The organism is Meiothermus sp. Pnk-1, assembly GCF_003226535.1.
Taxonomy (GTDB): domain Bacteria; phylum Deinococcota; class Deinococci; order Deinococcales; family Thermaceae; genus Allomeiothermus.
Map to the genome: position 1 here is coordinate 423,803 of NZ_QKOB01000001.1, position 18,265 is coordinate 442,067.

Genomic DNA, 18,265 nt, shown 5'->3' on the forward strand with positions numbered 1-18,265 from the left:
TCCTCGGGCGGGAGGCAAACCCTCGAGCTGGCCCGAGAAGCGATGCGGGCTCCTTCAAGAGGGCTTGGGCCGTCCTAAGCGGAACACTCGAGGATATCCGCCGGGGTAGGCGGAGAGGACCAAATCTGCTTGACGCGGCCGTTCTTTTCCACCGCGTAGCTGGTTCCCGGCGCGGCTTGGTAACGCAGCCGCAAGGTACCATCATGATCCACCAGCACGCATACCCTCTCCCTGAGCGCTCCCTCGAGCCTCAGGGGGCTTCCCGGGGAAAGCACCACGATCACCAACCAGTCCCGCTCGGCCAGGCTCAGCAGGTGAGCTTGGAACCGCTTGAGATAGTTGAGGTCCGGCTCGAATACAATCAGCATCCGCTTAAAGCCCAAGTGCTCCCACAGGTCCAACCACCGGCCTTGACAATCCTTGACTTTAAACACCGGAGGTCGCATACCTCGCATCAACATCGCGCCACCCTGCCTTTCCAGTGCCTGGTCCCCGGAATTGTGCGAACGTTACCCTAGTAAGATCTTGCGGCGGGATTATCAGGGGCGTGTTAGGGCGATTACACAGGCCATCCCTTCAGCCCCGGCTCAGCCACGGCTCAATCCCTCTTCAGCCAAGGGGAGCAGGCTGCGCTCGAGCCTGGCGGAAAGGATGGCCCAGCACGTGGAAGCCAAGGAAAACAAGCCCCAAAATCTTCTCAACGCCCTGGGGCCGGGCCTGGTCACCGGGGCCTCCGACGATGACCCCAGCGGGATCGCCACCTACTCGCAAGCGGGGGCAGCGTTTGGCTACGGGCTGTTGTGGACCCTGCTCTTCACCTATCCGCTGATGGGGGCCATCCAGGAGATCGCCGCCCGGATCGGGCGGGTGACCGGGCGGGGGATCGCCGGGAACCTGCGCCGCTTCTACCCCCCCTGGCTCTTGTACCCGGTGGTGGGGCTCTTGCTCGTCGCCAATACCATCAACATCGGGGCCGACCTGGGCGCGATGGGCGCGGCGGCTAAGCTCCTGCTGGGCGGTCCAGCGCTGCTTTATACCGCCGCCTTGGCCTTAGTCTCGCTAGTCTTGGAGGTTTTCGTCTCCTACCGCCGCTACGCGGGGATACTCAAGTGGCTTACCCTGGCGCTGTTCGTCTACGTGGCGGCGGCCTTCACCGCGCAGGTTCCTTGGGGGGAGGCCCTCAAAAACGCGTTGCTGCCCTCGCTGCGCTGGAATCCTGGCTATCTGGCCATGATCGTGGCGGTGCTGGGAACCACCATCAGCCCCTACCTGTTCTTCTGGCAGGCCTCCACCGAGGTCGAGGAGTTGCGCCAAGCGCCCGCCGAGCAACCCCTCAAGCACGCCCCACGGCAGGCGCCGGCGCAGTTCTGGCGGATCAAGGCCGACACCTACTTGGGCATGGGGGTCTCCAACCTGATCGCTTGGTTCATCATGCTCACCACCGCCGCCACCCTGCACGCCGCCGGAAAGACCGAGATCCGCTCGGCTGCTGAGGCCGCGGCGGCGCTCGAGCCGGTCGCCGGGCCTTTCGCCAAGTTTCTCTTCGCGGCGGGTGTGATCGGAACCGGGCTCTTGGCGGTGCCGGTGCTGGCCGGCTCCGCTGCTTACGGGCTAGGCGAAGCCTTGCGCTGGCCCACCGGCCTCGAGCGCAAACCCCTCGAGGCCAAAGGTTTTTATGGCCTCATCGCCTTGGCCACCCTGGTCGGGCTGGCGATCAACTACACCCCCATCAACCCCATCGAAGCTCTGATCTGGTCGGCGGTGATCAACGGGCTGGTGGCGGTGCCGGTGATGGTACTGATGATGCTGCTAAGCTCGAGCCCTAAAGTGATGGGCGAGTTCACCCTCTCGCCCCGGCTCAGGATCCTGGGCTGGCTGGCCACCCTGGTTATGGGGCTGGCGGCCCTCGGCCTTTTCAGCACCTGGGAGAAGTGAGGGCATCGCTTCCCGCATGGGATGGGGCCCGACCCCCTGGCTCAGCCCCGCCTCAGCTTCGCGTCAGTTTGAGGTCAGACGCCCGCTCTAGCCTAAACCCCATGAAACCGCAGAGCTCCTGGAACCCCACCGCACAAATCTGGAGTTCCTACACGATTGATATCCAGCGCCTGCTGGAGTGCCTCTTGCCCAGCGCCCGGGAGACCCTGAGAACCCAGGGGCGGAGCAAAACCTTGCGCACCGGTGAGGTCGCTAGCCCGATGGGCGAACCGATGGTGGCCTATGTACACCGGGGCTGGTTCAAGCTGATGCGCTTTACCGAGTACGGCGATGAGCAGCTGATGGCGGTGCGGCGCAAAGGATCTTTTATCGGCCTGGAGACCCTCACTCACCCCCGCGATGCCGCCCCCGAGGTAGTAGCCATCGCCCCCGGCGAGATCACAGTGTGGCCCTTCGAGCTCGTACAGAGCCTGATAGAGCGCGAGCTCGAGCTCACCCGCTGCTTCTTGCACCTGCTGGCCGACCAGATCGAGGAGGAGAGCAACCTGCGCTTTCTCAACCAGTCCACCCGGGTTCCCGCCCGGCTGGCCCGCATTATCTACCTCTATGCGCTCGAGGAGGGCCAGCCCAGCGGCAAAGGGCTTTACATCCGGATGCCCTTCACCCAGTACGACCTGGCGCTCTTGCTGGGGGTGCGGCGTGAGACGGTAAGCTTGAGCCTCGCTGAACTCGAGGGCGAGGGGGTGATCCAGCGCACCGGCAAGGACGTGGTGGTGGATGTGGAACGAATGCCGCGCTTCCTGGAGAGCGAGGGGGCTTCTTACGGCTGCCCCAAGGCCCCCAAGCCCGCCCCCCACCTTCCGGTGGCGGTCCCCTCGAGGCTGGCGGTAAACATGTAACCAAACCAGAAAATCTCCGCTCGAGCAGCGGGAGGCTGGCCTGGCCTCCCGTTTTTTACCGTTCAGTACAGTATTCAGCTAGCTCTCAGACGCAACTCAGGAAAGGGTCAAGCGCCGGAGGCATCCTAGGCAGCGTGGCAAAGGCAAGATCCTTCACCCCCGGGTGAATAGTTTCCAAGTACCCAGTTCAGCTCGGCAGTAAACCCCCTACCGGGTGACGCCTTAGGGTCTCCCGCGGCCACCCCTATACAGAAAGGAATACCGGATGAGCCAAGCCCAAAGCAGCTACGATATCGTCTGTTTCTCCCATCTTCGTTGGAACTTCGTCTACCAGCGCCCCCAGCACCTTATGGGCCGCGCGGCCCAGCGCCACCGGGTGGTGTTCGTAGAAGAGCCGATCTTTGGCAGCGAAAGCGAGCCCCGCCTGGAGACCTACCGAGACGGGGGGGTCCACGTGGCCACCCCTCACCTGCCGGCAGGCCTCGGCGAGGATCGAGTAGGTAGCTCGCTGCACGCGCTGGTGAAGGATTTTTTGGAGGAGCTGGGGGTTCACGATTTCGTGCTGTGGTTGTATAGCCCGATGTTCCTGCCCTACCTGCGCGGGCTCGAGCCCAAGGCCACGGTCTACGACTGCATGGACGAGCTGGCCAACTTCCGCTTCGCCCCGCCGGTGTTGCGCGAGCGCGAGCAGCAGCTTTTCCGCTGGGCCGATGTGGTGTTCACCGGCGGTCAGAGCCTCTACGAAGCCAAGCGGCGGCAACACCCCAACTGCCACTGTTTCCCCTCCGCGGTGGACGTAGCCCACTTCGCCCAAGCCCGCCATCCCCTGCCCGAGCCCCCCGACCTGGTCCCGCTGGGCCGCCCGCGGGTGGGTTTTTACGGGGTCATCGACGAGCGCATGGACACCGGGTTGCTCGAGGCGGTAGCCCGGCGGCTCCCCGGCTGTGAGTTCGTGATGGTGGGGCCTTTCGCCAAAGTGGACCCTGCCGAGATGCCGCGGCTCGCAAACCTGCACTTCTTGGGCATGAAGAGCTACGCTGAGTTGCCCTACTACCTGGCCCACTGGGACGTGGCGATGTTGCCCTTCGCGCTCAACGACTCTACCCGCTTTATCTCTCCTACCAAGACCCCAGAGTACCTCGCCGCGGGCAAGCCGGTGGTCTCCACGCCGATCCGCGACGTGGTGCGGCCTTATGGCGAAAAAGACCTGGTCTACATCGCTGACGACGCCGAGGGCTTTGCCGAGGCCATAAGGCGGGCTTTGCTGGAAGACCATACCCATCGCCAACGCCGGGCCGACGCCTTCTTAGCGGCGATGTCCTGGGACCATACCTGGACCAAGATGGAACAGCTCATCGAAGAGGCGCTCGAGCGTAAGCAACTGGCCGACCTCCCCAAAGCCAGCCCGATCCCCCAGCGCACCGCCCAGGCCCCGGTAGGGATCTCGCTGACCGCCGAGACGCTTCTTTCGCCGCATACAGGGGCCCGTAAACCCTAACCGCACTGAGAGGAGGAAGCTGATGTTCGACTACCTCATCGTTGGAGCAGGATATGCAGGGAGCGTGCTGGCCGAGCGGATCGCCAGCGAGCTGGGGCTCAAGGTGCTGGTGGTGGACAAGCGCCACCACATCGGCGGCAACGCCTACGACACCTATAACGAGCAGGGCATCCTGATCCACCCCTACGGGCCGCACATCTTTCACACCAACTCGCGGGAGATCTTCGAGTACCTCTCGCGCTTCACCAAGTGGCGGCCCTACGAGCATCGGGTTCTGGCCAGCGTGGATGGGCAACTGGTGCCCATCCCCATCAACCTCGATACGGTGAACAAGCTCTACAATCTAAACCTCACCTCGGAGGAGCTCGAGGGCTGGTTCGCCCGCCGGGCCGAGAAGAAAGAGCGCATCCTCACCAGCGAGGACGTGGTCGTCGCCAAGGTTGGGCGCGAACTTTACGAGAAGTTCTTCCGCGGTTACACCCGCAAACAGTGGGGCTTGGACCCCTCTCAGCTCGACGCCACCGTGACCGCCCGAGTGCCCACCCGCACCAACCGCGACGATCGCTACTTCACCGACAAGTACCAGGCCATGCCCCTCTACGGCTACACCCGGATGTTCGAGAACATGTTGCGCCACCCGAACATCAAGGTTCTGCTAGGCACCGATTACCGCGAGATCGTGAACCTGGTTCCCTGGCGGCGGATGATCTACACCGGCCCGATCGACGCTTTTTACAATTTTAAACACGGCAGGCTGCCCTACCGTAGCCTGGAGTTCGTCCACCAAACCCTGCCGCAGGAGTGGTTCCAACCGGTAGGCACGGTCAACTACCCCAACGAGCAGCCCTACACCCGCATCACCGAGTTCAAGCACCTCACCGGGCAGCGCCACGAATTCACCAGCATCGTCTACGAATACCCCCGCGCCGAGGGCGACCCCTACTACCCGATCCCCGCCAGCGAACCCAAGGCCATCTACAAGAGGTACGAGGAGGAGGCCAGGCGCGAGACCAAGGTGCGCTTCGTGGGGCGGCTGGCCACGTACCAGTACTACAACATGGACCAGATCGTGGGGCAAGCCCTGGCGACCTTCGGAAAGATCAAGCTCGAGCTGCAAGAAGATTTGGCTACCGTTCCATCCTAAGCGGACCCTCAGGCCTCGCTCGAGGTTTCAGGAGTTAGGTGCGCTCATGATCAGGTCACGTTCCTTGTTTGCCAGTTTTTTCTTGGGCGGTTTCGAGTGTTCTTCGTTCCGTACTCGAGAAGGCGAACGGCGCGATCTTTTGGCCGAGACTGGCCACGACCGCCAGGCCGCCGCGGATTTCCGCCAGCTGCACGGCCTGGGAATCCGCACCGTACGCAGCGGTATCCGCTGGCACCGCGTCGAGCGGGAGCCGGGGGTCTACGACTTCAGCGCGGAGCTGCCGGTGGTCCAGGCTGCCCGCGAAACCCGCACCCAGGTCATCTGGGATCTGTTCCACTACGGCTGGCCGGATTTTCTGGAGGTGTTCTCTCCGGCTTTCGTGGAGCACTTCGCCGGGCTGGCTCGAGCCTTCGCCCTTTTGCTGGCGCGGGAGTCCAGGGGGCCGGTGATGCTGAGCCCGGTTAACGAGATCTCCTTCCTGGCCTGGGCGGGCGGGGACGAGGGAGTGTTCAACCCCTTCGCGGTGGGCCGAGGGGATGAACTCAAGCGCCAACTGGTGCGGGCTTTTATCGCCGCGACCCAGGCAGTGTGGGAGGTGCTCCCCCAGGCCCGCATCGTGAGCCCGGAGCCGGTCATCCACATCGCCCCGGCCCCCGAGCGCCCCTGGGATGCCCCGGCAGCCGAAGCCTACCGCCGCTCGATGTTCCAGGCTTGGGATATGATTGCCGGGCGGCTATGCCCCGAGCTGGGCGGACACGAGCGCTTCTTGGACGTGTTGGGGCTCAACTTTTACCCGGCTAACCAGTGGATCCACGTCGAGAAGGGGGAGGCGCTGCGCCCCCTGCGCCCCGGCGACGCCCTCTACCGGCCCTTTCGGGAGATCTTGGGCGAGGTCTACAGGCGCTACCGGCGGCCTTTGTTCGTGGCGGAGACCGGCGCCGAAGGGGAAGCGCGGGCTCCCTGGCTGGCCTACGTGGCGGGCGAGGTGCAGGCCGCAATCCAGGCCGGGATCCCGGTGGAAGGCATCTGCCTCTACCCGGTGACCGATTACCCCGCTTGGGACGATAAGCGATGCTGTCGGGCGGGGCTTTTGGGATATCCCAGCCCCCAGGGGCGCCCCGTGTACCGCCCTTTGGCCGAGGAGCTAGCGCGGTGGCAGGAGCGGCTCGAGGGGGCCACAGCCCCAGGCTAGAATTGAGCTGTAGGGGTGGCTCCGGGGGAGACCATGGAATTCAGACTGTTCGCACCGTATCTGGAAAAAGTTGAGTTGGTCGGCTCGTGGAGTGAGGAGCCGACCGCGATGTACAAGGACGAAAGCGGCACCTGGCGGGCTGAGGTGGATTTACCGGACGGGCAACACAGCTACAAGTTCCGCCTAAAGTCCCTATCTCCCTTCATGGAAGGCCGGGTGGTGGAGGTCACCGATCCTCAGGCCCGAAGGATAGACCCCCAGAACGGCGAAGCTTCGGTGATTATCCTCCGCGATGGTCGAGACCTGACCACCGCCCCCGATTACCCCTGGCAGCACGACCCGGTGCCACTGCCCCAGGACGACGAGCTGGTCATCTACGAGCTGCATGTGGGTGAGTTCGCCTGGGAGGGGGATAGGCCGGGCACTTTCCAGGGCTTGCTACACAGGCTCGACTACCTGCGCGACCTGGGAGTGAACGCGGTAGAACTGATGCCAATCCAGGCTTTCCCGGGAGAACGCTCCTGGGGTTACCTACCCCGCCACTTCTTCGCCCTCGAGCCCGGCTACGGCACCCCTGAGGATTTCAAGCGCTTGGTGGACGAGTGCCACGCCAGAGGGATGCGGGTCATCTTGGACATGGTCTTCAACCACTCCGACCCCGAGGCCCCGCTCAACCACATCGACTTCTACTACTGGTATCGTGACCCCCGTGGGGGAGAACCTTCTTACGGGGCTAAGTTCGACTATGAGCGCTTCGACGATACCTTGGGGGTACGGCCTGCGTTCCGCTTCGGCCTCGAGGTAGCGGCCTATTGGGTACAGGAGTACCATATCGACGGTTATCGGCTCGACGCCACCGCAGTGCTGGACAACTTCGAGTTCATCCAGGCCGTGCGCGACCTGTGCAAGGACAAAGCTGGAGGTAAGCCTTTTTACGTGGTGGCCGAGCATCTCCCGGAAAACCCGGCCATCGCGACCCCCACTGGCCCCGCCGATGGGGCTTGGCATCAAGCCTTTGAGCTGCAGGTGGTGCCCGCCTTATGCGAGATAGGCGAACCGGCTGCGCTGCTCGAGGCCCTGCAGCCGCGCAACCACGGCTATGTCTCGCCTGCGCGGGTGGTCAACTACCTCGAGTCCCACGACGAATACACCCTCATGCAAGTCCTGGCCGAAGCCGGGATCACCGGTGATAAGGCCTTTCGCAAAAACAAGCTGGGGGCCACCTTGCTCTTTACCGCGGTGGGCAACCCCATGCTCCACCAAGGCCAGGAGTTCGGCGGGCACCGCCCGCGCGACCTGGAGGTCCGGCCATTGCAGTGGGAACTGCTGGAGGGCGACTACGGCCTACACCTCAAGGAGCACTACGCCTTTTTGGCTCGGCTGCGGCGCGAGATCCCCGAGCTGAGGAGCGAGGAGCTCGAGCCTCTTCACCTGGACACCCAGGCCGGGGTGATCGCCTACCGGCGCGGCGACGGGGTAATCGTGGTGGCGAACCTGCGCGACACCGACCAAAACCTCACCCTGCCCTTTCCCGACGGGGCCTGGCGCGAGCTAACTTTCGGCTACGACCTCGAGGTTAGCGGTGCCCAGCTCAGCGATTCCCTCCCGGCCTCTTCGGCGAAGATCTACACCCGGCGTGGCTAAGTGCGCTGGTAACTTGATGGGTGCTGACTCAGACGTCGTACGTCAAACGTCATACGAAGGGGATCGGTCCCTCGGGTGTACGGAGCTTGCTCCGTCCAGATAGGGGACCGTCCCCTAGGTGTACGAGCTTTGCTCGTCCCGACAGGGGATCGTCCTCCGCGTTTAGCGTTTTGCGTACGACGTACGACGTATGACCTAAGTCGCGTATTGCGTACAGCGTACGACGTACGCCATATAACATGAGACATCCGTTGTCACGTCCGGCTCTAAAAAACTGCCCCCAAAGCGGTCCTGTTCGATAAACCCTGGGCGGGATGGTGAGCTTCGGCTTTCAGCCAAGCCTCAGGCAGACCTCAAGCGCTGGTCAGTGCTCCGGCCTAGGGTACAGGAGCAGGGATGTCCAGGTACGCCTGTAAGCGCTTTAGGCCAAGGAGAATACGATGCGTGGGCAATGGGTAATCTTTTGGATCCTGGTGGTGCTGGTGGCGACTTTCGCCGCGGCCAACTGGGCTACCTTGTTGCGCCCCGGCACCGCCGACCTGTTCTTTTGGGGTGACTATGTGTTTCCTACGCGGTTGGTAGGGTTGTTGGCCATCTTGGCGGTAGGGGCTATTTTCGCCTTGGTGGCGAGCTGGCAGGTCAACCAGGCTAAAGCCGAGGCCGCCCGCTACCTGCGCCACCTGGAGGAGCTACGCTCGGCGCTCGAGCGCCAGGAGCAGCGCACCCAACAGCTTCTTGAGCGGCTAGATAACCTCGCCACGGGCCTTACCTCCGCGTTGCCTGTGCGCGGCGAGGAACCTCGCCTCTGAGGAGTGGGCCATCCCTTTGTGAGCTTCCAGGAGACCCATATGCTACAACCCTTCTCGCTCGCCTCTGCCTACCGCTTTTATCCCTCCCTCGAGGAGCAGGTCGAGCGTACCCTGGAGATGGGACAACTTCTCTTGCGTTGGCCTTTCTGCGACCGGGTGTTTGCCCAGCAGGCCATCGAGGTTTTTCTCGAGCTTTACCGGGTGGCCAGGGCCGAGGGCGACTTTCGCTTCATGGCGCTGGCTTGCAAATGTTTGCAGCTGGGCTGGGTTCGTACGCCTAGCGGCGACCCCCCGCGCCGCTTTCGCGAGCGGCGCTTTTCGCTGCGGCCCTACCTGGCCTACCGGGTCAAGCCGGAGATCGGGCAGATGTTCTACCAGGCCTACCTGCGGGTGATCGAAGACCCCGAATACCACCGCCTCAAAGCCCAGCATCAGCCCGCTCGGTCCACCTGCTGACTATGCGGAGCCAATTCCGATCCCATGGGTGTGTCTTGAAGATCCAGAACGAAGTGGGGCTGTGGATTCCGGCCTCCCTGGAGCGGGTCTGGGAGTTCTTTAGGGATTTCCAGCGCTGGCCCACCCGGGCTGGAGGTTGCCGCGGGGTTCGCCGCGGTGTGGCAGGTTGGTGCTTGATTTGCCGGGGCGAGCGGGGTCCCGATCTTCGCGTGACCTGCCTCGAGCCCCCGCACCGGCTGGAGTTTGCCCCCCTCACGACCTCGAGGTATCCGGCTGGGTGGCCTGCAAACCCCATCTTCAAGGCACTCCGGTCGCTTTGTGGGTGGAGGCCCAAGCCAACCCTCGGGCGCTCCCGGTCGTGGCGGGGGCCTAGAGGAGGTTAGATGAAACTTCAGAGCAAAGTCAGCGTCTTGATTCGAGCCCCGCTAGGGGTCGTCTGGGATACTTTCACCCGTTTCCACGAGTGGCCCTTGTGGTCCTCCAACTTCAAACAGGTGGTGCGCCAGGACGGAGGTTGGCGTTTTGTCTACCGCGGAGCCCAGGACCTAGATTTGGTGTTCGTGCTGAAGGCTACCCGGCTGGAGCCGCAGCGTTGCCTCGAGTTTGCCACCGTAGAAGGCTCTGCCCATACCGCTGAGGCCACGGGCCGGGTGGAGTTTGCGGAGACCGACGAAGGCACCCGGGTCGCCCTGGAGGTACGGGCTGCCGGAGATCTGGGCTCCGGCCTGGCCCAAAAGCTCGCCGACTGGTGGGCTAGCGCGTTCGTGGAACCCGATAAAAACCTAAAGCTGATCCTCCAGGACTTGCAGACTCACCTCGAGGGCAGCACCCGTACCGAGCCGCTGCCAGCGCCGCCGACGGCATAACCCGGCTTCAGATGAGCCGCACGGGCTAGGCCAAGCTGCACTGGGGGTGGATTTCCGCTGCCACCCCGAGCGTTACCGGGTGCAGTTTTGGCCGAGCCCTACAAGATCAGGGGCTCGCGCCCAGGTTGTACGCGCAAGGACGAACCGAAGCTCGACACCTCGGGCTCAGCCTTCGGTCAGTCAGGCCTCAGGTACGAGGGATACCTTAGTTGCGAAAAAGAAAAGGAGGTTTGGTATGCCGCGCGGGGATAAGTCTGCCTACACCGACAAACAAAAGCGTAAGGCGCAGCACATCGAGGAAAGCTACCGCGAACGTGGGGTGAGCGAGGGCCGAGCCGAGCAGATCGCCTGGGCCACGGTGAACAAGCAGGATGGAGGCGGTAAGAAGTCGGGGGCGGGGCGGGGCCGCAGCGCCCGCTCGAGCTCCCCAGCAGGTGACCCAAAATCCAAGGGCGAGGTCTCCCGAACCCGTAGCGAGGCGGCCAAGAAGGGTTGGGAAACCCGCCGCCGCAAGGCCGCCGCGTCCCGCTGATGCCGCACCACGTCCGCCTCGTTCGGCATTCGACCCTGGACGTGGGTCGGGGATGCCCCTGGAGGCGGTAGTCAAGGGTTGGCTACTTTTCGCGCAACACGTAACCAGCTCCGCGGATGGTCTGAATTAGGCGGGGCTCTCCGCCAGCCTCGAGTTTCTGGCGGAGCTGTTTCACATAGACTTCCACCACGTTGGCGTCGCCGAAAAAGTCGGTTCCCCAAACTTTATCCAATAAAAGGTGTTTATGCATCACCCGGTCCGGGTTTTCCATGAAGGTTTGCAAAAGCCGAAACTCCAGGCTGGTGAGGGTGATATCCCGCGGGCCACGCCGTACTGTGAAAGCCTCGGTGTTCATCTCCAAATCGGCAAAGCGCAGTACGCTAGGAGCCTCGGCTTTATGGCGGCGCAAAAGGCTGCGGATACGGGCTAACAATACCTCGAAGCTAATCGGCTTGATCACGTAGTCATCGGCTCCGGTGTCGAGGCCTTTGATCTGGTCCCCGGGGGCATCCTTGGCGGTAAGCATGATCACCGGCAGTTTTTCGTCGGCGCTGCGTAGGCGCTTCAGGACCTCGAGGCCATCGATTCCCGGCATCATCACGTCCAAGATCACCAAATCGGGGTATCTTTCACGGGCTTTGGAAAGCCCCACTTCCCCCGACTCGGCCACCTCCACCGCGAAGCCCTCGTAGGACAGACCGCGCTTGAGAAAGTTTCCCACGCTCGGGTCGTCATCGATCACCAGGATGCGCTGCATATGTTTGTTATATATAACCCGCCAACGAAACGCAAACCACTTTTCGAAACGGCTTTACTAGATGATCTACCGCGCTCGAGATTTCGACCCAGTCGTCGGTTGTGGCCACTCAGCACCGGCTCAGCCAAGCCACAGGGGGGGTTCAAAGCCCCTCCTTAGCGTGATGGCTAAGCGACCGTCAAGCGTCGCTAAAAGGAGGTAGGATATGGACTGGATTGTTGCCATTTTGGTGGGTGCGCTCATCGGCTGGCTGGCCAGCTTGATCATGGGCACGGACGCCCGACAAGGCGCTTTGGCCAATATCGTTATCGGTATCGTAGGTTCGGCGTTGGGTCGTTGGCTATTTGCGGATGTGTTAGGAATCGGTGGCGCGGCGGCGGCGGGTAGCTTCAGCCTCATCGGCATCCTCTGGGGGGTGTTAGGGGCGATCGTACTGATCTTTATCCTGCGGGCAGTGCGGATACTTTAGCCCGCTTGCGGCGTGTAGCATTGGCTCCCCTCAAGGGAGCTAAAATGCTGGAGTAAAGCACGAGGAGGAATGGATGTACAAGGCCGAGGCTACCACGGTAGTTCCTGCCGACGTCGGCACAGTTTGGAGTTACATCTCTAATTACCAAAACTTTGACCAGTTCATGTCGCATGTAGAAAAGGTGACCATGCTAGGGGATCGCACCTCTGAGTGGCGTTTGCGTGGCCCGCTGGGCATCCCGGTCACTTGGAAGGCGGTGACCACGGTCATGAACCCGGCCCGGGAGTTGGCCTGGCAATCGGTGGAGGGCTCGATAAAAACCCAGGGCCACATCCGCGTCGAGCCGGAGGGAGAGCAAACCCGTATAGAAGTTTATGTCGAATACACCCCACCCGGTGGGGCAGTGGGAGAGGCGTTCGCCAGCTTGTTCAAGAATCCGCAAAAGATGCTCGAGCAGGACCTGGAGAACCTGCGCCAGATCATCGCGAGCTGGCCTGCGCACGAAGCTGTTCCGCCCGACCCGGAGGCTGAACTGGATGCCTCTTCCGACACCGACGCACCCGCTCCCCCCACCGCCTCCTCCACCCCTAACCCGCTCGAGTCGGAGTTGGTGAAAAAAAAAGACCGCTCAAGGCTACCCTGATCCATAACCCTAACGCCGGAGGGGCGGGGGCCATCTCGAGCGCCGAGCTCGAGGCGTTGTTGATCGGGGCTGGGTATGCAGCCCAGCACGTACCTACCGAGAGCCCGGAGGATCTAGAGCGGGCGCTTTTGGACCCCGGCGACTTGGTGGTGGTAGCGGGTGGAGATGGCACGGTGCGGGCCGTGGCGGGGCGGCTGGCCGGGCGGGGCGTCCCGCTGGCCATCCTGCCGATGGGCACCGCTAACAACATCGGCGGGGCCTTAGGGTTGGTGGGGAGCCCCGCCGAGCTGATTGGCGGGTTGGCGGAACCGCAGCGCAAAACCTATGACTTGGGATGGGTGCGTGGACCCTGGGGGGAAGACTTCTTTTTGGAAGGGGCTGGCTGGGGCCTCTTCGCCGCCACTATGGCTGCTTATGACCCCGAGGCCGGGAAAAGCCCACTTCGCGCCCTTACGTCTTTCGTCCAGGCCGTTTCGAGCTTCCAGCCTTGCCCTTTGCGGATATCCCTCGACGGCGAAGAAGTGGATGAACCAGCGGTGCTCTTGTTGGAGGTGATGAATACCCCGGCGCTGGGGCCCCGGCTGCGCCTGGCCCCCGAGGCCAGTCCTTGCGACGGCTGGTTCGATGTGGTGCTGATCCGCGAGGATGGTCGGGTAGGCCTTACCCGTTATCTCTCCGGTCTACTCCAAAACCGGTTGGAGGAGCTACCCAATGTGACCGTACATCGGTGTAAGCGCTTGCAGCTTGAGTGGGACGGTTCACCCTTCCACCTGGACGCCGAGATCCGCACGGCGGAACGTCCCGCGCTGGTGGAACTCGAGCTCCGGCCTGCAGCGCTCGAGCTTTGGTTACCCGCTGGGGTCCAGCCCCCGGAGGAGACCCCGGCGCAGCTCGGAAAGCTTCCGCCTGGGGCCACTCCCCAGGCTACCTGAGGTGAGCGCATGGATCAGCCGAAGCTCCCTCCTGAACCCACCGCCGAAGAAGTAGCGGCGGTGGGGATGGTGCGGGAGGGGATGATGCGCATAGACCTCCACTGCCACAGCGAGGCTTCGGCGGATTGCCGTACCCCGTTGGCGGCTTTCCCTGGGCGCTGTAAGGCCCGGGGCATTACCGTACAGGCCATTACCGACCATAACGAAATTTGGGGAGCCCAGCGACTGCGCGAGATGACCTTAGGAAGCGAACTCACGGTGATCGTGGGGGAGGAGGTCTCGAGCCGCGACGGCGAGATCATCGGGCTGTTCCTCCGCGAGAAGATCCCGGCAGGCTTGAGCGCAGAAGAAACCGTAGAGCGCATCAAGGCCCAGGGCGGGCTGGTGCTGCTGCCTCACGGATTCGATCCGCTCAAGCGCTACCGGCTTACGCCCTCGGCGCTCGAGCGCATCGCAGGACAAATCGACATCGTAGAGAGCTTCAACGCCCGCATCTCCCGCCCTACTTGGAACCGTGCCGCCGCCCAATGGGCGGACGAGCGGGGTTTGCCTAAGAGCGCAGGTTCTGATGCTCATACCCTAGCCCAAGTCGGGGCAGCTTGGGTGCAAGCCCCCCAGCGCCCGATCCACACCCCCGCAGATCTCCTGGCGGCGTTACGCGAAGGCACCGTGATGGGGGAGTGGACCCACCCGGTCTTGGCTTTCGTGCAGAAGCTCTGGGATATGGGACGCAAGCGGATGATGGGGGCTTAAGAGGGAGCTTCATCGTAGATAACACACCCCCGGCCGCCTGGCCGGGGGTAGCGCTCAGCGGAGGGCTTACAGCCGGTAGTTGATGCCCGCCGCCAGGCCGAAGGCCGAGGTTGTACCGCCAAAGACCACCCGTGCCTCGCCGAATACCGAGACCGGGCTGCTGATCTCGAAGTCGGCACCGGCTACCAGGTTCCCGGCAAAGCCGGGGGCGATGTTAAGGGAGGTCTGCCCGTAGAGCATCAACTCCGGGCTTACGTTGTACTCGATGCCCCCCAGCACGCCAAACCCAAAAGAGGCTGCCCCGCCCCCGAAGCCGATACCGATGGAGGGCCCTACAAAAATTCCCCCGTTGGTGATGTCAAACGTGGCGACCGGCGCTGCGCTCAGTTGGCCCACCGCGGTTCCGGCGAAGGCCAGATCAAGGCTGGCTCGAGCCCCCAGGTTCACCCCGGTCGCCAGGTTGGCGAGGTAGTTATAGGAGGCCCCTGCGACGATTCCAGCTCCAAAGGCGGGAGATAAGGCGAGGTCGACCCCAAACTTAAGGCGGGCTGGGTCTAGAGCGTTTGCGGCCAAGGCGGAAGAGCTGATCCCCACTGCTGCTACGCTGGCGAGAATCCATCGGGTCAGGGTGTGCTTCATGTGGTTCTCCTTGTTGAGGTTTGGGCTAAACCCTGGACGGGTTTAGCCTCTGTCCCCTAGCCTAGGGAGGCCGCCTGAGTTCGCCCTGTTGCAGGGCTGAGACTATCCTGAAAAGAGTAAGGGCTTTGTGGCTCCCGTTGCCGAAGCTGAAGGTATCCACCAAAAGGTGGAGCGCCGCTTTCCCCTCAACGGAGGATGGTTCCCCCATCTCCCAAACGATGACGAGCCGAGCTCGCTCTGTCACTGTTAAGAATCAGCCCATCGGCGCTGTGCTACTCGATGAAGGGCCGATTTAGGGCAACGAGGAGGTTTGGTAGATGAAGTCCATCCAGTACCTCGCCGTGGCTGCCGCGTTCGGGGCCATGGCTTTGGCCGGTCCCCAGGACAACAGCTTGGTAGTGGGGGCTTCGCAAGAGCCCAAGGTGCTAGGCGGGGATGTGCTCAACGTAATCTCTACCCAGAGCATCAAGACCGAGATCCAGAACTACCTATTGCCTCCCTTGATCGTGATCAACGAGGAGAGCGATAACCAGGCGGTGCTGGTGACCGAAGTGCCCACCCCCCAGAACGGGCGGATTACCTTTAGCGACCTTGGGAAGGGCAAGCGCAAGGTTTCCATCCGCCTGACCCTCAAAGATGGGCTCAAGTGGTCGGATGGCAAACCCTTTACCACCGATGACATCAAGCTCTATTACGAGATGGGCAAGGCCCCCGGGATGCCTACCCCGGTGCCCGATTACTGGGAGCGGGTGAGCCTCCAGGTGGCCGACGATCGCAACTTCACGGTTACCTTTGAGCCTGCGTACTTTACCGACCTGATCGGAGCCCCTATAGGCTACGCCCCCGCTCACGCCATGCGCGCGGAGTGGGAGAAGACCCTGGCGCAGGCCAAGAAGCTCAACGTGGATAAGGACGCTGAGAAGATCAGCGACCTTTACCGGGCTTTTTTCAATAGCTTCTCCACCCCGCAGGCCATCAATGCGGGCAAGATGCCCTGGATGGGGCCTTTCCGGGTCACCCGCTGGGTTCCCGGAAATAGCGTGCAGATGCAGCGCAACCCCAACTTCACCGCGGTCTCGGTGCCGGGTGGGGCGGACAAGTACGTCCAGCGGGTCACCTACCGTTTCATCCAGAACACCAATACCCTTTTGGTCTCGATCCTAGGCGGGAGCATCGACGCGACCTCCTCAGTCGCGCTCTCCTTCGATCAGGCTCGCTCGCCCCAGCTCGCCAGCCGCGCCAAGGGCCGTTTCAATATCTGGTTTGTACCTGGACCGGTCTTCGAGCACATCGAGGTCAACCAGTTTGATAACGTGCAGCAGGTGAAGGACTTGGGCCTCGACGACCCTCGGACCCGTCAGGCCATCCTCTACGCGATCAACCGCGACGAGCTGGTCAAGGCGCTCTTCAACGGGCTGCAACCGGTGGCGAACGCCTGGATGGTGCCGGCGAACCCCCTGTACAACCCCAATGTCACCAAGTACCCCTACAATCCCGCCAAGGCCAAGCAACTGTTGGCCGACCTGGGCTGGAAGCCCGGTCCCGACGGCATCCTGGTGCGTAACGGTAAGCGCTTCGAGATCGAGTTCGTGACCACCGCCGGCAACGCGGTGCGCGAGCGGGTGCAGCAGTTCATCGCCAACAACCTCAAGCAGGTGGGCATTGCGGTACGCATCAACAATGCGCCTTCAGCCGTGGTCTTCGCCGATGACTACAGCCAGCGGGCCTCCGAAGGGCGCTGGACCGGCCTATTCATGTTTGCCTGGAACTTTAGTTTGGCCGAAGACGGCAGCGGCTACCAGTACAAAGATGCCAACACCGGCGCGATCTTCGCCCCTACCAAAGACAACAACTACACCGGCCAGAACATGGCGGGCTGGCACAACGACGAGTACGACCGGCTGGTTTCGCAGGGCAAGGTGGAGTTCGACGCCGCCAAGCGCAAACAGCTCTACGGACAAGCCCAGGAGATCTGGGCCAAGGACGTGGCCGCCATTCCGCTGTATTTCCGCTCCAACGCCTTCGTGGTGCGTGAGGGCCTGGTGAACTACGTCGCCTCGACCTACTCGGGCGGCTATGGCTACCCGGGCTGGAACTCCTGGGAGATCGGCTGGGCCTCGCGCGGCGCTCAAAAGCGCCTTGACCAAGCTAACTACGCCCGCACTTTCGAGCAATAACCAAGCTGCTAGCCTCGAGCCCGCAGATCTTCTGCGGGCTTTTTTGGTGCTCTAGTCCACAGCGAACATCAAGGCTGCTCCCGGGTCAGGGCAGCTAGGCGGTTATTAGTTTTTGTAGTAAAATAATGGCATGAATATGTCTGAAACAGAAAATGTGGCCAAGAACCCCCTCGAGATCCTGACCTCCCCCCTCCGCCCTGACGAGATTGAGTGGAAGGTGCAGGCTGTCAAGAGCGGTAAGACCCTGATTGCTCCCTACATCGACAACCGCGCGGTGATGGGCCGCTTTGACGCAGCCTTTGGACCGTTTGGCTGGCAGAACGCCCTCAAGGAAATAGGCAGCGGTGAGGGCATGGCCTGGCTGTGCGGCATTGGGGTCAGAGATGAGAGCGGCGAGTGGATTTGGAAGTGGGACGGTTCCAGCGTCTCCGACATCGAGCCGGTGAAAGGGGGCATCTCCGGGGCCATGAAACGGGCCGCGACCCAATGGGGGGTAGGGCGGGAACTCTACCGCTACCCCAAGGTCTATATCACCGGCGAGCATAAGTTCGTCCCCTTCGATGTGCTGAAGCGGCTCGAGGGCCTACCCGCGGCCGTTGCCAAAGGCGTGCGCCTACCTGAAGTCATCCTCCTCAACCCTGATGGCAGCGACGTGCGTAAGGTAGCCTAAGGCTGCGCTAGCCCTTCCCGATGGGCTCTGGTAGCAAGATTTGCCTACCCTTCTCGGCTAGAGGAGGTCATACGTCATACGAAGGGGATCGTCCCCAAGGTGTACGGGCGTAGCCCGTCCCAAAGGGAATCTACCTCGGGTGTACGGGCACCGCCCGTCCCGTAGGGGATCGTCCCCCGCGTTTAGCGTCTGGCGTTTTGCGTATTGCGTTCGACGTACGACACCATGCAGGAAATTTACCTGGCGCTAC

19 protein-coding genes are annotated in these 18,265 nt (G+C 62.6%); 16 read left to right on the top strand and 3 right to left on the bottom strand.

From position 1 onward, the window contains the following. Window positions 1-74 precede the first annotated feature (74 nt). Window positions 75-368 carry a hypothetical protein gene (locus tag DNA98_RS02190; protein WP_129865666.1) on the bottom strand — a complete coding sequence of 98 codons (294 nt, stop codon included), beginning with the start codon at window positions 366-368 and terminating at the stop codon, window positions 75-77. Window positions 369-651: 283 nt separating this feature from the next. Between DNA98_RS02190 and DNA98_RS02195 the strand changes: the two genes are divergently transcribed. The 10 genes from DNA98_RS02195 to DNA98_RS02240 all read left to right on the top strand — a co-directional run bounded on the left by DNA98_RS02195 (window position 652) and on the right by DNA98_RS02240 (window position 10,975). Further along, complete coding sequence (locus DNA98_RS02195) at window positions 652-1,935, top strand: Nramp family divalent metal transporter (RefSeq protein ID WP_110525135.1); 1,284 nt, start codon at window positions 652-654, stop codon at window positions 1,933-1,935. A gap of 101 nt (window positions 1,936-2,036) precedes the next feature. Further along, window positions 2,037-2,834 carry a Crp/Fnr family transcriptional regulator gene (locus DNA98_RS02200; RefSeq protein WP_110525138.1) on the top strand — a complete coding sequence of 266 codons (798 nt, stop codon included), beginning with the start codon at window positions 2,037-2,039 and terminating at the stop codon, window positions 2,832-2,834. Window positions 2,835-3,099: 265 nt separating this feature from the next. Next, window positions 3,100-4,332, top strand: a complete 1,233-nt coding sequence (locus tag DNA98_RS02205) for a glycosyltransferase family 1 protein (RefSeq protein WP_110525140.1) — start codon at window positions 3,100-3,102, stop codon at window positions 4,330-4,332. Between the two features lie 22 nt (window positions 4,333-4,354). After that, on the top strand, window positions 4,355-5,476 hold the full coding sequence (gene glf, locus DNA98_RS02210; protein WP_110525142.1) for a UDP-galactopyranose mutase: 1,122 nt from the start codon (window positions 4,355-4,357) through the stop codon (window positions 5,474-5,476). 46 nt (window positions 5,477-5,522) lie between these two features. Further along, entirely contained in the window at window positions 5,523-6,668 is a 1,146-nt protein-coding gene (locus DNA98_RS02215) for a beta-glucosidase (RefSeq protein WP_174720034.1), read from the top strand. Window positions 6,669-6,701: 33 nt separating this feature from the next. Further along, complete coding sequence (locus DNA98_RS02220; RefSeq protein ID WP_110525144.1) at window positions 6,702-8,312, top strand: alpha-amylase family glycosyl hydrolase; 1,611 nt, start codon at window positions 6,702-6,704, stop codon at window positions 8,310-8,312. 440 nt (window positions 8,313-8,752) lie between these two features. After that, window positions 8,753-9,121 carry a hypothetical protein gene (locus tag DNA98_RS02225; protein ID WP_110525146.1) on the top strand — a complete coding sequence of 123 codons (369 nt, stop codon included), beginning with the start codon at window positions 8,753-8,755 and terminating at the stop codon, window positions 9,119-9,121. A gap of 39 nt (window positions 9,122-9,160) precedes the next feature. Beyond that, window positions 9,161-9,577 (top strand): DUF4385 family protein, encoded by a 417-nt coding sequence (locus DNA98_RS02230; RefSeq protein WP_129865690.1) that lies wholly within the window; start codon window positions 9,161-9,163, stop codon window positions 9,575-9,577. A gap of 383 nt (window positions 9,578-9,960) precedes the next feature. Then, the gene (locus DNA98_RS02235) at window positions 9,961-10,443 is read left to right on the top strand and encodes an SRPBCC family protein (protein WP_110525150.1); all 483 of its coding nucleotides are present in this window, start codon (window positions 9,961-9,963) and stop codon (window positions 10,441-10,443) included. 235 nt (window positions 10,444-10,678) lie between these two features. Next, window positions 10,679-10,975 (top strand): plasmid stabilization protein, encoded by a 297-nt coding sequence (locus tag DNA98_RS02240; protein ID WP_110525152.1) that lies wholly within the window; start codon window positions 10,679-10,681, stop codon window positions 10,973-10,975. Between the two features lie 82 nt (window positions 10,976-11,057). On the opposite strand, the gene DNA98_RS02245 is transcribed toward DNA98_RS02240, so the two are convergent. After that, a complete protein-coding gene (locus DNA98_RS02245; RefSeq protein WP_110525154.1) occupies window positions 11,058-11,732 on the bottom strand; it encodes a response regulator transcription factor in 675 nt (224 codons plus the stop codon). 205 nt (window positions 11,733-11,937) lie between these two features. Between DNA98_RS02245 and DNA98_RS02250 the strand changes: the two genes are divergently transcribed. The 4 genes from DNA98_RS02250 to DNA98_RS02265 all read left to right on the top strand — a co-directional run bounded on the left by DNA98_RS02250 (window position 11,938) and on the right by DNA98_RS02265 (window position 14,529). Next, on the top strand, window positions 11,938-12,201 hold the full coding sequence (locus DNA98_RS02250) for a GlsB/YeaQ/YmgE family stress response membrane protein (RefSeq protein ID WP_110525156.1): 264 nt from the start codon (window positions 11,938-11,940) through the stop codon (window positions 12,199-12,201). A 73-nt stretch (window positions 12,202-12,274) separates the two neighbouring features. Continuing rightward, entirely contained in the window at window positions 12,275-12,844 is a 570-nt protein-coding gene (locus DNA98_RS02255; protein ID WP_110525158.1) for an SRPBCC family protein, read from the top strand. 32 nt (window positions 12,845-12,876) lie between these two features. Further along, the gene (locus DNA98_RS02260; protein ID WP_233493033.1) at window positions 12,877-13,776 is read left to right on the top strand and encodes a diacylglycerol kinase family protein; all 900 of its coding nucleotides are present in this window, start codon (window positions 12,877-12,879) and stop codon (window positions 13,774-13,776) included. A 9-nt stretch (window positions 13,777-13,785) separates the two neighbouring features. Further along, window positions 13,786-14,529 carry a PHP domain-containing protein gene (locus DNA98_RS02265; RefSeq protein WP_110525162.1) on the top strand — a complete coding sequence of 248 codons (744 nt, stop codon included), beginning with the start codon at window positions 13,786-13,788 and terminating at the stop codon, window positions 14,527-14,529. 66 nt (window positions 14,530-14,595) lie between these two features. On the opposite strand, the gene DNA98_RS02270 is transcribed toward DNA98_RS02265, so the two are convergent. After that, the gene (locus tag DNA98_RS02270; RefSeq protein WP_110525164.1) at window positions 14,596-15,168 is read right to left on the bottom strand and encodes a hypothetical protein; all 573 of its coding nucleotides are present in this window, start codon (window positions 15,166-15,168) and stop codon (window positions 14,596-14,598) included. Between the two features lie 317 nt (window positions 15,169-15,485). Here DNA98_RS02270 and DNA98_RS02275 point away from each other — a divergent pair, with 317 nt between their 5' ends. Both DNA98_RS02275 and DNA98_RS02280 read left to right on the top strand, forming a co-directional pair. Next, window positions 15,486-17,345 carry a peptide ABC transporter substrate-binding protein gene (locus DNA98_RS02275; protein ID WP_110525166.1) on the top strand — a complete coding sequence of 620 codons (1,860 nt, stop codon included), beginning with the start codon at window positions 15,486-15,488 and terminating at the stop codon, window positions 17,343-17,345. Between the two features lie 130 nt (window positions 17,346-17,475). Then, complete coding sequence (locus DNA98_RS02280) at window positions 17,476-18,015, top strand: Rad52/Rad22 family DNA repair protein (RefSeq protein WP_110525168.1); 540 nt, start codon at window positions 17,476-17,478, stop codon at window positions 18,013-18,015. The last annotated feature ends 250 nt before the right edge of the window (window positions 18,016-18,265 follow it).